The organism is Kitasatospora sp. NPDC040550, from assembly GCF_055594965.1.
In genome coordinates, this window is record NZ_JBVIWC010000021.1 from 62,887 (window position 1) to 76,475 (window position 13,589).

Here is a 13,589-nt window from a genome sequence, read left to right on the forward strand (position 1 = left end):
GAGGCCCAGGGAACCCCCTCCTTCCCCTGGTCGTCGAGGGCTGGGGGGGCCCGGGAAATTGGGGGGGTCCGTCCTTGGGAACCACCCCCTCGACCGCCCCCCTCGCCGCTTGTCCGTCGCTACGCGCGCCGCATCGCCGCTGTGACCTCCTCGGCGCCGGCGGCCAGCAGTTCACGGATCTCCGGGCGGTGGTGGCCGGTCGCCCACTCCGCGATCCGGATCATCTTGTCCGCCGTCGGATTGATGTGGTGGGTGTCGGGGTCGTTGAAGCCCAGCGCGGGCAGCATCCAGTCCGACTCGCGCACCCGCTGCTCCAGCACCGCCGCGGCCTCCTCGGCCGTGGTGCGCCCCGCGTCCACGGCCTCGCACAGCTCGGTGAGCTCGTCGAAGGCCTCCTTGTAGAAGTCGAGCGGACACCACAGGCCGGGGTACGGGGTGTCGTCCAGCGCCTGGCAGTGGGTGTCGTCGCCGGTCTCCTTGGTCTTCGTCAGCGCGTTGAGGATGCGCTTGCCGCCGATCACGCTGGCCGAGGCCCAGATCCGGAACACCGAGTTCCACAGCGGGTAGTGCGAGAAGGAGATGAAGGAGTTGTTGACCAGCTTGTCGTTCCAGTCCAGCAGGCCCTGCTCCAGCCGCTCCACGTACCCGAAGCGCTCGACCGCGAAGTCGTCCTCGCGCAGCGCCGCCATCAGCCGCCAGGACAGCGCGTTGATGATCTCGCAGGTGTTGGACAGTCCGCGGGAGAACAGCGGGTCGATGAAGCCGGCCGCGTGCGACATCAGGCACCAGCGCTCGCCGACCGTGCTGGTCGAGGAGTACTGCATCCGGTCCGTCCGGACCCACTCGCGCACGCTGCGGGCGCCCTTCAACTGCCGCTGCACCGCCGGGAAGCGCTCCACGTGGGACCAGAACTCCTCCTCGGCCGTCAGGTCCGGCCGGGCGGGGTACTTCCGCTCGTCGAGCTGGATGCCCACGCTGCACAGCGGGTTGGTGGCACCCGGGTGGTTGTTGAACGGGATGACCCACATCCAGCCGCGCTCGAAGATGTGGTGCATGGTCCCGTCGTTCCACGGCACCGGCGGCCGCAGCTCGGCGGGCGTGTCCACGTGGTCGTCGATCGCGTCCACCCCGACCATGTGGGTGAAGATCGAGCGGGCGTGGTGCTTGAGCCGGCTGGGCTCCTCGCGCAGCCCCAGCTGCCCGGCCAGCGGCGAGCGGAAGCCGCTGGCGTCGACCAGGTAGCGGGCCCGGACCGTGCTGCCGTCCGCACCGGTCACGGTGACCCCGGTGTCGTCGAACTCGATGTTCTCCACCCGGAAGTACTGCCGCGCGTCGCAGCCGTAGCGCACGGCGGCGTGGAACATGTACGCGTCGGTGTCCTGCCGGAAGAAGTGGGCCGCGTTGCCGACGATCGCGGGGATGCGGAACTGGCTGGTCTCGTGCGGGTCCGGCTCCTGGCCGTCCTGGTGGAACATGAAGCCGAAGTTGCTCTTCTGCCCGTGCGCGCTGCTGACGTTGGCCAGGACGTCCTGGAAGCTCGCCAGGTTGGCGATCTCCGGCACGCCGTACCGGTCCGAGATCAGCCGCAGGACCACCAGCGTCTGCCCGATGGTCGACTCGCCGACGGCGAACCGGGGATGGTGGGCGCCGTCGAGCAGCATCACCCGGAAGCCGTGCTTGGCGAGGATCGAGCCGAGCATGGTGCCCGACAGGCCGCTGCCGATGATGGCGACGTCGTACGGCTGTCCCGTCCGTGCCGTCCGCCCGGTCTGCTGTCCCTGGTCTGTGGTCATGTCGAACTCCCTTCCTGTCAGGCCGACTTGACGCCGATGGCGAAGTGGTCGCGGGTGATGGTGTCGGAAGCGGTGATCCGGTCGACGGTGAAGCCGGCCTCCACCAGGTACGCGCGGGCCTCCTGGAGCGAGTAGGCCCCGGCCTCGTCCCGGATCATGGTGTGGTTGATCCGCTGCAGGAGGACCTCAGGGTCCCGCTCGTCCGGGTCGATCATGGCGTCGTACAGCACCACCAGCCCGCCCGGACGCACCGCCTTGTGGGCGCGGCGCAGCAGTTCCCTGCGGTCGGCCACCGGCCAGTCCGGCAGGACGTGGCCGAAGACCACCACGTCCGCCTCCGGCAGGTCGGTGGCGAAGAAGTCACCGCCGTGGAAGGCGACCCGCCCGGCCGTGCCGGCCTCGGCCACCAGCTCGTCGAAGAGCGGGCGCAGCGCCGGCAGGTCGAAGACCGCGCCGCGCAGGTGCGGGTGGGCGGTGGCGATCCGCGAGGCGACGTTGCCGCGCCCGCCGCCGACGTCCACGAAGGAGGTGTACCGGCTCCAGTCGATCTCGCGCGCCAGCTCGTCGGCGGTGAAACCGTTGTGAGCGTCCATGTGCAGCATGATCTGCCTGGCGCGGTCGAGGTCCTCGTACTGCTTGGGGTAGGCCAGCTGGCCCTGCGCGGCCACCGCCGACTTGGCCCTGCCGTCGCGCAGCGCGTCGGTCAGCTGCGCCCAGGCGTGGTAGTGCAGCCGGGCGTGCTGGCGGGCGGTGCCGCCCAGGTAGGTGCCGCCGGGGAGCAGGAACTCGCGGGCGAGCTCCGAGGTCCGGTAGTGCCCGTCCCGCTCGTCGAGCAGTCCGAGGCCGACCAGGGCGTCCAGGAAGTCCTTGAACAGCCGGTGCCGCACGTCCAGTTCGGCGCGGATCCGGTCGACGTCGGCGGAGCGGTCGGCGAGCAGCTCGAAGAGGCCGAGCTCGACCGCGCTCTGCAGCGCCTTGGCCTGGAAGTAGGCGGTGTTGAGTGCGACGATCCGGCGCGCGCGGGCGGCGGCGCTCTCGGTGGTCGATGTCATCGTGCGTCCCCTCTCGGTGAGTTGGTGAGGTTCAGGCCGCCGGGCCGAACCAGGTGGCGGCGGCGTGGTGGAGCCCGTCGTGGCGGGCCGGGTCACCGGCCCAGGCCACGTAGCCGTCCGGGCGGATCAGGTAGGCGGTGGCCGGCTCCGGCCCGGCCCCTTCGGCGGTCAGGGTGTCCACCCGGTCCGCCCAGGCGGCCAGCGGCGAGCCGGCCGGGGCCGGCTCGGGGAGCAGCAGCAGGCCGCGGGCCCCGGCGAAGCAGTCGCTGATCCGCCGCGGGCCGTCGGCGGTGAGCAGCTCGGCGTCCGGCATCCGCCGGCCGACCAGCGGGTGGTCGCCGGTGCGGTAGGTGACGTCGAAGCCGGAGAGCAGGCCGGCGATGTACCGGTTGGTGTCGGACAGGGCCATCAGCTCGCGGAAGGTCTGGCGCAACGCGTCGTACCGGGGGTCCGGGTCGATCAGGACGGCCTGGGTGCGGGTGTTGCGCACCACGCCGTCGGCGACCGGGCGGCGCTCGCTCTCGTAGCTGTCCAGCAGGTCCTCGGTGCCCTGGCCGCGGACCATGGCGGCGAGCTTCCAGCCGAGGTTGACGGCGTCCTGGACGCCGAGGTTGAGGCCCTGGCCGCCGGCCGGCAGATGGATGTGCGCCGCGTCGCCGGCCAGCAGGACGCGGCCGTTCCGGTAGGCGTCGGCCAGCCGGGAGACGTCGGTGAGCCGGGACAGCCAGGTGACGTCGTCCATCCCGTGGTCGCTGCCGGTGTGCTCGATCAGCGCGGCGCGCATCTCCTCCTCGGTGACCGGCGCGTTGCGGTCGGGGAACGGCTCGCCGAACCAGGCGATCGTCGCCCGGTAGACGCCCGGCCGGTGCTGGAACGCCCCGAACCAGGAGCGCCGCCCGGGGTTGAGCAGGCCCACCGGGCGCATCGGCCCGAGGCCCTCGCCGCGCGGCAGCTCGCCGTTGAAGCGCATGTCGCCGATGAGCGCGTACATGTGCGGGTCCTGGCCGGTGAACCCGATTCCGGCCCGCTTGCGGACGGTGCTGCCGCCGCCGTCGCAGCCCACGAGGTAGCGGGCCCGCAGCGGGCCGGTGCCGGTCTCGACGGTCACCCCGCCCTCGTCCTGGGCGAAGCCGGTGACGGCCGCGCCGCGCACGATCCGTACGCCGAGCTCGTGGGCCCGCTCGGCGAGCAGTTCCTCGGTGCGCAGCTGGGGCACCAGCAGCACGTACGGGTGGCGGGTGTCGAACTCCTCGAACCGCATCGGCACGCCCAGGCTGGCGAAGTTGCCGCCCTGGAGCATGCCCGCGCCCTCCTTGAAGCGGTCCAGCAGCCCGCGCAGTTCGAGCAGTTCCACGGTGCGGCCCTGCATGCCCATGGCCTTGGAGTGCTTCTCCGGTTCCGCGCGGCGCTCGACCACCACCGTCCGGGCTCCGCCCAGCGCCAGTTCACAGGCGAGCATCAGGCCGGTCGGCCCCGCCCCCGCCACCACCACATCGCAGTCCAACACGACCTCCGCTCTCGGTCCGGCACGACGGGCTCACGCTGTCAGCCGGACTTCGAGCCGGAATCCAGCGGCGGTCGCCGCCCGGGCGGCCGGCACCAAGGCGGCTCGAAGCGAGGTGCCTACCGTCGGCGGGGACCTGACCCACCGACAGAGGACAGTCATGCCATTCACCGCGAACGAGGCCGCGTACCTGGCCTCGCAGTCGCTCGCCCGTCTGGCCACCGTGGACGGCCGCGGGCAGCCGCACGTCGTCCCCCTGGGCTTCCACCACAACGCCGAGCTCGGCACCGTCGACGTGACCGGGCGCGGCATGGCCCGCAGCCTCAAGTACCGCCACGTCCAGGCGCATCCGCGGGTCTCGCTGGTGGTGGACGACGTGGTGGACGCGGAGCGCTGGGTCGTCCGCGGGATCGAGATCCGGGGCACCGCGGTGGCGCTGCCCAGCGGCGGCAAGGAGATCCTGCCGCACGTCGACGACGAGCTGATCCGGATCACCCCGGAGCGGATCGTCTCCTGGGGCATCGACTCCGACTGCCAGGCGCCGCCGCTGGCCCGCAGCGTCGTCGGGAACGGGGCGGGGGCATGATCGAGCGGCTGCCGAAGTTCCCCTGGGACGTCCTGTTCCCCTACCGCAAGCGCGCGGCCGCCCACCCGGACGGGCTGGTCAACCTGGCGCTCGGCGACCCGGTCGACCCGACCCCGCCCGCCGTCCGCGCGGCCCTCGCCGCCGCGGCCGACGCGCCCGGCTACCCGTCCACCGAGGGCACGCCCGCACTCCGGGCGGCCGCCGCGGCGTGGCTGCTGCGCCGCGAGGGGGTGACCGTCGAGCCGGACGCCGTGATCCCGGCCGTCGGCACCAAGGAGCTGATCGCCTGGCTGCCCACCATGCTGGGCCTGGGCCCGGGCGACGTCGTCCTCGTCCCCGAACTCGCCTTCCCCACCTACGAGGTGAGCGCCCGGCTGGCCGGCGCGACGCTGGTCCGGACGGACTCGCCGCTGAACTACGACGGCCCCGCCCCCCGGGTGCTCTGGCTGAACTCGCCGTCCAACCCGGAGGGCCGGGTGCTGGGCACCGCCGACCTGGGCGCGATCGTCGAGTGGGCGCGCGAGCGGGGCACCCTGGTGGTGAACGACGAGTGCTACCTGGACCACGTCTGGGAGGGCGAGACCCGCTCGGTGCTGCACCCCGAGGTCAGCGGCGGCAGCCACCGGGGCGTGCTGGCCGTGCACTCGCTGTCCAAGCGCTCCAACCTGGCCGGCTACCGGGCGGGCTTCGCCGCCGGTGACCCGGACGTCATCGCGACGCTGCTGGAGGTGCGCAAGCACGCCGGCCACATGGTGCCCGCCCCGATTCAGGCCGCGATGGCGGCCGCGTTCGGGGACGACTCCCACCTGGCGCGGCAGCGCGAGCACTACGCCCGGCGGCGTGAGCTGCTGCGCAAGGCGCTGGTGGACGCCGGGTTCCGGATCGAGCACTCGGCGGGTGCGCTGTTCCTCTGGGCGACCAGGGACGAGCCGTGCTGGACGACCGTCGGCGCGCTGGCCGATCTCGGCATCCTGGTGGCGCCCGGGGAGTTCTACGGTGCGGCGGGCGCGCGGCACGTGCGGGTTGCCGTCACCGAGACCGACGAGCGGGTCGAGCAGGCGGTGAAGCGGCTCGCCGAGGGCTGCTGACGCGCTGCCCCGATGTCCGATGTCCGATGTCCGATGCCCCGTCGGCCGTGTGCCGGCGGGGCGTCGTGGTGTCCGGGTGCGGTGCCGCCCGGGCGCCGCGCTGTTCGGGTGGTCCGGTGGACGCGCGGGAACCGCCAACGGCCGCCGGCCCCGAACTCGTCCGGGGCCGACGGCCGTTGGGGATGGAGGGCCGGTCAGCCGGTCCGCTCCGGCACCACGCTCTCGACCAGGTGCAGGTAGGAGTTGACCGGACGGACCTCGGCCCGGGTCAGGCCCGCCTCCTCGACCAGCGAGACCAGGCCGGCCCGCGTGTGCTTGCGGCCACCGACGTTGAGCAGCAGCAGCAGGTCCATGGCGGTGGTGAACCTCAGCTCCGGGCTGCCGTCCACCAGGTTCTCGACCACGATGACCCGGCTGCCCGGCGCGGCCGCCCGTACGACGTTGCGCAGCGTCAGGACGGTGCTCTCGTCGTCCCACTCCAGGATGTTCTTCAGCAGGTACACGTCGGCCGCGACCGGGATCTCCCGACGGCAGTCGCCGGCCAGCAGCGTCGCGCGCCCGGCGAGCGCACCGCCCGGCCGCAGCCGCGGGTCGGCGCCGGCCACCACGTCGGGCAGGTCCAGCAGGGTGCCGCGCAGCCCGGGGTTGCGCTCCAGGAGCGTGGCCAGGACGTGCCCCTGGCCGCCGGCGATGTCCACCACCGTGCCGACGCCGCTCAGGTCCAGCCGGTCGGCCAGCGAGAGGGCGGAGAGCCGGCTGGACTGGGTCATCGCCCGGTCGAAGACCGCCGCCGACTCCGGCGAGTGCTCGTGCAGGTGGTCGAAGAAGTCCATCCCGTGCAGCTCGGAGAAGACCGCCTTGCCGGTGCGCACCGCCTCGTCGAGGTGCCCCCACAGCTCCCAGGTCCATGGCTCGGTGCCCCAGAGCACCATGTCCTTGAGGCTGCGCGGGGTGTCCTCGCGCAGCAGCCGGGAGGCGTCGGTGTGCGCGTACCGGCCGTCCGGCTGCTCGGCGAAGATGCCGTAGCAGGTGAGCGCGCGCAGCAGGCGCCGCAGGGTGTCCGGGTCCGCGTTCACGGCCTGGGCCAGCTCGGCCGCGCCGGCGGGCTCCTCGGTGAGCGCGTCGGCCAGGCCCAGCCGGGCCGCCGCCCGGACGGAGGCCGCGCCGGCCGCGCTCAGTGCGAGCTCGCGCAGCCGGATCACCGGCTGAGGGATGATGTCGCCGCTCGTCGTCATGGTCTGCTCCTCGTCCTCTGGGGTCAGGCGCCGTGCTGCGCGATCAGGTCGAACGGGGCCGGCTCGGCCTGGGCGAGGCCCATCACCTTGCCGACCCGCGAGCGGAACTCCGGGGAGGCGGTCGCCGCCTTGTGCGAGGCCACGTCGTCCCACTCGGCGGTCTCGACGTACACCGAGGCGTCCGCCGCCGACCGGTACAGCCGGTGCGAGCGGAACCCGGGCCGGGTGCTCATGAAGTCGCTGATCTCACCGACGAGCGTCTCGAACTCGGCGACGTCCCCGGTGACGGTGAAGCGGTTGATGAAGGTGAACACGGTTGTCCTCCGGTGATGGTGCGGGTGGTGCGGGTCAGATGGAGCGGAACAGCCGGTCGCGCAGCTCGCGCCGCTGGACCTTGCCGGTGGGGGAGCGCGGAATGTCCTCCACCAGCCGCAGCTGCCGCAGGTGCTCGTAGTAGGGGAGCCGCGCGTTGGCGAACTCGGCCAGCGCGGCCGGGTCGACGCCCTCGCCGCGCGGCACGACGAGCCCGACGGCGACCGCACCGCTCAGCTCGTCGGGATGGTCGAAGACCACGCAGTCGGCGACGGCCGGATGGCGCATCAGCACCCGCTCGATCTCGGTCGGCGACACCAGCCAGTTGTCGCACTTGAAGACGTCCTTGATCCGGTCGACGACGAACAGCCGGCCCGCCTCGTCGATCCGGCCGACGTCGCCGGTGCGGAACCAGCCGTCCGCGTCGACGGCGTCGGCGGGCGCGTCGCCCAGGTAGCCCAGCATCAGCTGCGGCCCCTTGACCTGGATCTCGCCGCGCTCGCCGATCGGCAGCACCGTGCCGGTGCGCACGTCGACGATCCGGCAGGCCGTCCCGGCCACCGGCGGCCCGCTGGAGCCGACGGTCGGCCCCTCCGGCAGGTCGAAGTGGGTCGATGGGGAGGTCTCGGCGAGGCCGTAGCCCTGGACCACCGGGACACCGAAGTGCTCCGACAGGGCCACCGTCGTCCGGGGCGGCAGCGCCGAGCCACCGGACAGCACCGCGCGCAGCGACGGGATCCGGAAGCCGGGCAGGCGTTCGTCCCCGGCGAGCCGGGACAGCCGCACCGGCAGGCTGTACAGGTGCGAGGCCCGCCAGGTGCGGGCCAGCCCCACCAGCGCCTCCCGGTCCTCCTCGGGGTGGAGCACGTGCGTCGCGCCGGCGGCGAGTGCGGTGTTGAGGTGCATGAGGTGGAACGAGGGCAGGTTGTTGAGCGAGACGGAGTCCGCCGCCAGCCGGTGGGCGTGCGCCGACTGCGCGGCGTTCACCAGCAGGTTGCGGTGGCTCAGCCGCACCGTCTTCGGCGCGCCCGTGGTGCCGCTGGTGAACTGCAGACAGGCGGTCTCCACCACCTCGCCGGCCGGGACGGCGGCCCGCTCCAGCCCGCCCAGGACGGGCGTGCCGTCACCGGCGTCGGCCGTCACCACGAGCCGCCGCAGCAGTGGCAGCCGGGGGCGCAGCGCCGTGATCCGCCGGTGCATCCGGGGTGACAGCACGGCCGCCCGCGCCCCGCAGGAGTTGAGGACGTGCACCAGGGTGTCGTCCGGGACGAGCGGGTTGAACATGGCGCTGGTGTTCCCGGAGCGTGAGACGCCCAGGAACGTGACCGCGAACTCGACGGTCAGCTCGGCGGCGACGGCGATCACCGTGCCGGGGCCGCCGAAGGCGCCGCGCAGCGCCTCGGCGCACTCGGTCGCCCGCTGGTCCAGGCCCGCGTAGTCGAGCACCAGGCCGTCGGCGACCAGGGCGGGGTGGTTCGGGGTCCGTCCGGCGGCGCGCCGGAGCAGGTCGTCGATCCGGGGCCCGCCGATCAGCTCGGCCACGCCGTCCAGGGGCGGACCGGAGGTCGTACTGTCCCGTGGGAGGTCCACGGTGGCCTCCTCTCAGGCGGGCAGGTCGTCCCGGTACACCTGGCGGTGCCGGATCCTCAGCTCTCCGGCCACCCGCACCAGCCGGTCCTCGCAGCTGCAGCTCAGATGCACCGCGGCCGAGCCGCCCTGGGGCGTCGCGACGATCAGGGCGTACGTCCTGGCCAGCACGGTGCCGTCCGGCTGCTCGTCGACCTCCAGCATCCCGAGCCAGTGCCGGTGCCGGACCCCGGCGGCGGCCAGGCGCTCCGCGGCCTCCCGCGCGCCCTGCTCGATGGCGCTGCGCCCCTCCTGCGGATGCGGGCGGGCGTTGGCGGCGAACACGCCGTCCTCGGTGAAGGTCGCGGCCCACTCGGTGACCTCGCCCTCGTCCAGATGGCGCATCTGCCGCCCGTAGAAGTGCTGGACCTCCTCGTAGAGCGATCCGGTCATGCTCCGGGCCTCCTCGATCAGTTGGGTGGTTGGGCAGCGCCGACGCTCCCACCCCCGTTTCGAATCCCGTTGGAGCCCGCGGCGTGCCGGGCCCGCTCGAAGCGCAGTCGAAGCCGGCCGGGCAGGGTCGGGCCAGGGCTCGGAGGACGGGCCCGGGATTCGCGAGCGAGACAGGAGATCGATGCGATGAGCACGGTGACAACCGGCGAGGTCGCCCTGGTGACCGGGGCGACCAGCGGAATCGGACTGGCCAGCGCTGTCCGGCTGGCCCGGCGCGGGCTGCGCGTCTTCATCTGCGCCCGCACCCCGCAGGCCGTGGCCGAGACGGTCACCCGGCTGCGCGGCGAGGGCCTGGAGGTGGACGGCCTGGCGGCCGACGTCCGCTCCCAGGAGGACGTCACGAAGGCGGTACGGGCCGCGGTGGACCGCTTCGGCCCGATCGGCGTGCTCGTCAACAACGCCGGACGCAACGGCGGCGGCGTCACGTCCACCATCACCGACGAGCTCTGGCAGGACGTGATCGAGACCAACCTCACCAGCGTCTTCCGGGTCACCCGCGAGGTGCTCACCACCGGCGGCATGGAGGCGGCCGGCCACGGGCGGATCATCACCGTCGCGTCCACCGGCGGCAAGCAGGGCGTCCCGCTCGGGGCCCCGTACTCGGCCTCGAAGGCCGGCGTCATCGGCTTCACCAAGGCGCTCGCCAAGGAACTCGCCGCCACCGGAACCACCGTCAACGCGGTCTGCCCGGGCTACGTCGAGACCCCGATGGCCGTCCGGGTGCGCCAGGCGTACGCCGGCACCTGGGAGACCACCGAGGAGGACGTGCTCGCGCGGTTCGAGCAGAAGATCCCGCTCGGCCGCTACTCCACCGCCGAGGAGGTGGCCGGCATGGTCGACTACCTGACCACGCCTGCCGCCGCCTCCATCACCGCGCAGGCGATCAACGTCTGCGGCGGCCTCGGCATCTACTGAGCCGCATCCCACTCACCCCGCAGACGGAAGGCCGGTCCGCCACATGACCACCACCCAGCACACCACGCACGAGATCGACATCGAGGCCCCCGCCGACGTCGTCCACGCCGTCATCGCCGACGCCGAGGCCTGGCCCCGGCGTTTCACGCCCACCCTGCACGTCGAGCGCACGGAGCTCGCACCCGGCGCCGAGCGTCTGCGGATCTGGGCCCGGGCCAACGGCGAGGTCAAGCAGTGGACCTCCCGCCGCGACCTCGACGCCGACCGCCGCCGGATCAGCTTCCGCCAGGAGGTCTCCTCGCCCCCGGTCGCCTCGATGGCGGGGGAGTGGCAGGTCACCGAGCGCCCCGGCGGCGCCACCCTCACCCTCACCCACGAGTTCAGCGCGCTCGACGGCGACCCGCAGGGACTGCGCTGGATCACCGAGGCGACCGACCGCAACAGCCGCAGCGAACTCGGCAACATCAAGTCCCTCGCCGAACGCTGGACCCAACTCGCCGACCTGGAATTCGAGTTCGAGGACTCGGTGCTGGTCGACGCCGCCCCGGACACGGTCTACGACTTCCTCCACGACGCCGCCGCCTGGCCCACCCGGCTGCCCCACGTCGCCCGGCTCGACCTGCGCGAGGAAGCCGGCGGCATCCAGCACATGGTGATGGACACCCGCACCGCCGACGGCTCCGAGCACACCACCGAGTCCGTCCGGATCTGCTTCCCGGACACCGACATCACCTACAAGCAGCTGCGCACCCCCTCCATGATGGCCGCGCACACCGGCCGCTGGACCGTCGAGCCGACCGAGCACGGCGTGCGGGTCACCTCCTGGCACGCCGTCGTCCTCAACCCGCAGGCCATCCCCGCCGTCCTCGGCCCGGACGCCACCACCGCCACCGCCCGCCGCTTCATCCGCGAGGCCGCCGGCGGCAACAGCCGCGCGACCCTCGGGCTCGCCAAGCGGTTCGCCGAGGAACGCCGTGGCTGACCCCGCCCCGGCCGTCCTGATCGCCGGAGCCGGCCCGGTCGGCCTCACCGCGGCGCACGAACTCGCCCGGCGCGGCGTACCGGTCCGGCTGATCGACGCCGCCTCCGGCCCGGCGACCAGCAGTCGCGCCCTGGCGGTGCACGCCCGGACCATGGAGGTGCTCGACCAGATGGGGGCCGTCGACAGGCTACTGCCCCTGGGCCGACGGATCACCCACTTCACCATGCACCGCCGCGGCCGCACCCTCGTCCGCTTCGACACCAACTACCGCTCTCTGCCAACCCGTTACCCATTCAGCCTGATGGTGGACCAGGTGGTCACCGAGCAGGTGCTGCGCGAGCGCGTCGCCGAACTCGGCGTCACCGTCGAATGGGGCGTCGAACTGACCGCCCTGCACCCCGAGGCCGACGCCGCGCTCGTCACCCTCCGCCATGCCGACGGGCGCACCGAGGAGACCCGGGTGCCCTGGCTGATCGGCGCCGACGGCGGCCGCAGCACCGTGCGCAAGCAGCTCGGCATGCGCCTGATCGGCGACGCCTCCCAGGTCTGGCTCAACGCCGACGTCACCCTCGACGCCGACCTGCCGCCGGACAGCAACCACCTGCTGCACACCGACCCCGGTACCCTGCTGCTCGTCCCGTTCCCCGAACCCGGCAAGTGGCGCGTGGTGGACACCGTCGACACCGATGGAGCCGACGACCCCGAGCTGGTGCGGAGCCGCCTGGCCGGCAAGATCGGCCGGGCACTCGGCCGCCCCGTCGAGGTCGGTACCCCCACCTGGCTCTCCGTCTTCACCGTCCAGCAGCGCCAGATCACCCGGATGCGCGAGGGCCGCTGCTTCCTGGCCGGAGACGCCGCCCACGTGCACAGCCCGGCCTCCGGGCAGGGCATGAACAGCGGCATCCAGGACGCCTACAACCTCGCCTGGAAACTCGCCGACGTGATCCGCGGCCACGCCGGACCGGCACTCCTCGACAGCTACGACGCCGAGCGCGTCCCGACCGGAGCCGTCCTGCTCCGTTCCACCCGGACGGCCACCGCCCTGGTCTCGCTGCGCACCGCCCTGGCCCCGGCCCTGCTCACCGTCGGCACCGCCGCACTGCGCCGGATACCGCCGCTGCGGCGCACGGTCGAGGGCCGGATGATCCGCGGCTTCTGCGGGCTCGCCCTGGCCTACCCCGACAGCCCGCTCACCCGGCCTGACCCGGCGTCGGCCGGCCGCCTCGCCCCCGGCGACCGGGTGGGCTGCGACGCGGCGACCGCGGCCGGGCACCCCGGCTGGTCCGCACTCTGCGCCGAACTCGCCGACCCCCGCTGGACGTTGCTCGCCACCCCGGCCGCCGCCGGGCAGACCGGGCACCGGGAGGCACTCGCCCGGGTGGAACGGCTGCTCGGCGCGGCCGTCTCCGTCCACACGGTCGCCGACCCCGGCGGCCCGGGCGACCTGCCCGACCCCGACGGCATGCTGCGCCGCGAACTCGGCCTGGCACCGGGCGAGTTCCTGCTGATCAGGCCGGACGGCCACCTCGCCGCGCGGGACCGCGGGCCGGACCGCTACCTCGACGTCCTCCGGGCCTGCGACCTGCTGCCGGAAGGAGCCGCGCATGCGCATCATTGATCTCTCCTCGAAGATCGACGGCAGCGCCGGGGAGATCGTGCTGCTGCACACGGGCGCCGACCAACGCGCGGGGACGCCCGAGTACTTCACCCGATTCGCGGGCCTGGACGGGGAGGCGACGAACCTCCTGCTCGACCTCGGGGTGCGGCTCATCGGGACGGACGCCTTCGGACTGGACGCTCCGTTCACGCACATGCTCTCCGAGTTCCGGCGCACCGGGGACCATTCCGTGCTGTGGCCCGCGCATTTCGCGGGGCGTCAGCGGGAATACGGCCAGATCGAGCGATTGGCCGATCCCGGCGCGCTGCCCGTGCCGGCCGGATTCACCGTGCAGGCATTCCCGGTCACAATCGCGGGGGCGGGGGCGGGTTGGACGCGAGCGGTGGCGCTGCTCGACTGAACCGCGGAATCGCGGTGACGGCCGA

Annotated in this window: 12 protein-coding genes and 1 pseudogene; 6 read left to right on the top strand and 7 right to left on the bottom strand. The window is 73.3% G+C overall.

Annotated elements, in window-relative coordinates; all coding sequences use genetic code 11:
- Nucleotides 1-119 precede the first annotated feature (119 nt).
- Genes ACZ58X_RS27810 through ACZ58X_RS27820 form a run of 3 tightly spaced genes read right to left on the bottom strand, consistent with a single transcriptional unit; the run spans nucleotide 120 to nucleotide 4,352 of the window.
- Complete coding sequence (locus ACZ58X_RS27810) at nucleotides 120-1,793, bottom strand: NAD(P)/FAD-dependent oxidoreductase (protein WP_470336321.1); 1,674 nt, start codon at nucleotides 1,791-1,793, stop codon at nucleotides 120-122.
- 17 nt (nucleotides 1,794-1,810) lie between these two features.
- Nucleotides 1,811-2,845: a methyltransferase gene (locus ACZ58X_RS27815; RefSeq protein ID WP_470336322.1), complete on the bottom strand. Its 1,035-nt coding sequence runs from the start codon at nucleotides 2,843-2,845 to the stop codon at nucleotides 1,811-1,813.
- Nucleotides 2,846-2,876: 31 nt separating this feature from the next.
- On the bottom strand, nucleotides 2,877-4,352 hold the full coding sequence (locus ACZ58X_RS27820; protein ID WP_470336323.1) for an FAD-dependent monooxygenase: 1,476 nt from the start codon (nucleotides 4,350-4,352) through the stop codon (nucleotides 2,877-2,879).
- A gap of 157 nt (nucleotides 4,353-4,509) precedes the next feature.
- On the opposite strand from ACZ58X_RS27820, the gene ACZ58X_RS27825 reads away from it, so the two are divergent.
- Nucleotides 4,510-4,935: a PPOX class F420-dependent oxidoreductase gene (locus tag ACZ58X_RS27825; RefSeq protein ID WP_470336324.1), complete on the top strand. Its 426-nt coding sequence runs from the start codon at nucleotides 4,510-4,512 to the stop codon at nucleotides 4,933-4,935.
- Entirely contained in the window at nucleotides 4,932-6,023 is a 1,092-nt protein-coding gene (dapC, locus tag ACZ58X_RS27830) for a succinyldiaminopimelate transaminase (protein WP_470336325.1), read from the top strand. The genes ACZ58X_RS27825 and dapC overlap by 4 nt, the downstream gene beginning before the upstream one ends.
- A gap of 194 nt (nucleotides 6,024-6,217) precedes the next feature.
- Here dapC and ACZ58X_RS27835 read toward each other — a convergent pair whose 3' ends face one another.
- Genes ACZ58X_RS27835 through ACZ58X_RS27850 form a run of 4 tightly spaced genes read right to left on the bottom strand, consistent with a single transcriptional unit; the run spans nucleotide 6,218 to nucleotide 9,589 of the window.
- Complete coding sequence (locus ACZ58X_RS27835) at nucleotides 6,218-7,258, bottom strand: methyltransferase (protein ID WP_470336326.1); 1,041 nt, start codon at nucleotides 7,256-7,258, stop codon at nucleotides 6,218-6,220.
- Nucleotides 7,259-7,281: 23 nt separating this feature from the next.
- A complete protein-coding gene (locus tag ACZ58X_RS27840; RefSeq protein ID WP_470336327.1) occupies nucleotides 7,282-7,572 on the bottom strand; it encodes an antibiotic biosynthesis monooxygenase family protein in 291 nt (96 codons plus the stop codon).
- A 34-nt stretch (nucleotides 7,573-7,606) separates the two neighbouring features.
- Complete coding sequence (locus tag ACZ58X_RS27845) at nucleotides 7,607-9,160, bottom strand: class I adenylate-forming enzyme family protein (protein WP_470336328.1); 1,554 nt, start codon at nucleotides 9,158-9,160, stop codon at nucleotides 7,607-7,609.
- Between the two features lie 12 nt (nucleotides 9,161-9,172).
- Nucleotides 9,173-9,589: a nuclear transport factor 2 family protein gene (locus ACZ58X_RS27850; RefSeq protein ID WP_470336329.1), complete on the bottom strand. Its 417-nt coding sequence runs from the start codon at nucleotides 9,587-9,589 to the stop codon at nucleotides 9,173-9,175.
- A gap of 186 nt (nucleotides 9,590-9,775) precedes the next feature.
- On the opposite strand from ACZ58X_RS27850, the gene ACZ58X_RS27855 reads away from it, so the two are divergent.
- From ACZ58X_RS27855 to ACZ58X_RS27870, 4 genes and pseudogenes are all read left to right on the top strand, one after another.
- Nucleotides 9,776-10,564 carry an SDR family NAD(P)-dependent oxidoreductase gene (locus ACZ58X_RS27855; RefSeq protein WP_470336330.1) on the top strand — a complete coding sequence of 263 codons (789 nt, stop codon included), beginning with the start codon at nucleotides 9,776-9,778 and terminating at the stop codon, nucleotides 10,562-10,564.
- 43 nt (nucleotides 10,565-10,607) lie between these two features.
- The gene (locus ACZ58X_RS27860; RefSeq protein ID WP_470336331.1) at nucleotides 10,608-11,546 is read left to right on the top strand and encodes an aromatase/cyclase; all 939 of its coding nucleotides are present in this window, start codon (nucleotides 10,608-10,610) and stop codon (nucleotides 11,544-11,546) included.
- Nucleotides 11,539-13,164: an FAD-dependent oxidoreductase gene (locus ACZ58X_RS27865; protein WP_470336332.1), complete on the top strand. Its 1,626-nt coding sequence runs from the start codon at nucleotides 11,539-11,541 to the stop codon at nucleotides 13,162-13,164. The genes ACZ58X_RS27860 and ACZ58X_RS27865 overlap by 8 nt, the downstream gene beginning before the upstream one ends.
- A gap of 31 nt (nucleotides 13,165-13,195) precedes the next feature.
- Nucleotides 13,196-13,564: pseudogene (locus ACZ58X_RS27870) on the top strand (cyclase family protein); the annotation flags it as partial.
- Between the last annotated feature and the right edge of the window lie 25 nt (nucleotides 13,565-13,589).

What these genes read in the sequence shown, in the direction of transcription:
- ACZ58X_RS27855 (WP_470336330.1), top strand. Translation starts at nt 9,776, where the DNA reads ATGAGCACGGTGACAACCGGCGAGGTCGCCCTGGTGACCGGGGCGACC.
- dapC (WP_470336325.1), top strand. Translation starts at nt 4,932, where the DNA reads ATGATCGAGCGGCTGCCGAAGTTCCCCTGGGACGTCCTGTTCCCCTAC.
- ACZ58X_RS27835 (WP_470336326.1), bottom strand. Translation starts at nt 7,258, where the DNA reads ATGACGACGAGCGGCGACATCATCCCTCAGCCGGTGATCCGGCTGCGC.
- ACZ58X_RS27850 (WP_470336329.1), bottom strand. Translation starts at nt 9,589, where the DNA reads ATGACCGGATCGCTCTACGAGGAGGTCCAGCACTTCTACGGGCGGCAG.
- ACZ58X_RS27810 (WP_470336321.1), bottom strand. Translation starts at nt 1,793, where the DNA reads ATGACCACAGACCAGGGACAGCAGACCGGGCGGACGGCACGGACGGGA.
- ACZ58X_RS27860 (WP_470336331.1), top strand. Translation starts at nt 10,608, where the DNA reads ATGACCACCACCCAGCACACCACGCACGAGATCGACATCGAGGCCCCC.
- ACZ58X_RS27815 (WP_470336322.1), bottom strand. Translation starts at nt 2,845, where the DNA reads ATGACATCGACCACCGAGAGCGCCGCCGCCCGCGCGCGCCGGATCGTC.
- ACZ58X_RS27825 (WP_470336324.1), top strand. Translation starts at nt 4,510, where the DNA reads ATGCCATTCACCGCGAACGAGGCCGCGTACCTGGCCTCGCAGTCGCTC.